The sequence below is a fragment of the Belnapia sp. AC561 genome (assembly GCF_979252845.1).
The window spans coordinates 1-252 of the sequence record NZ_CEEDBP010000348.1 but is presented as its reverse complement, the minus strand read 5'-3'; the positions used below and the strand labels follow the sequence as shown (position 1 = coordinate 252).

The window sequence follows — 252 nt, the reverse complement described above, 5'->3', positions numbered from 1 at the left end:
CCAGTCGAGGTTCATAACGGATCTCCCTTGAGAATCATCGGCAGGCCAGCGACCGTGAACACCACCCGCTGGCAGCGTTCGGCGATGGCCTGGTGCAGCAGGCCGGCTTCATCGACATAACGACGGGTCAACTCGCCCATCGGCACCACGCCGAGCCCGGTTTCATTGCTGACCAGAATCAACCGCCCCGGCAGGTTCGCCAGGCAGGCCAACAGCGCGTCGCGCTCGCGCACCAGGCGTGCGTCATCTTCC

Annotated in this window: 1 protein-coding gene; it reads right to left on the bottom strand. The window is 64.7% G+C overall.

Features of this window, described 5'->3' with window-relative positions; translation table 11 throughout:
* Window positions 1-11: 11 nt before the first annotated feature.
* A partial coding sequence (locus AC0IW9_RS31375) for a bifunctional adenosylcobinamide kinase/adenosylcobinamide-phosphate guanylyltransferase (protein WP_471652199.1) occupies window positions 12-252 on the bottom strand: 241 nt, incomplete at its 5' end.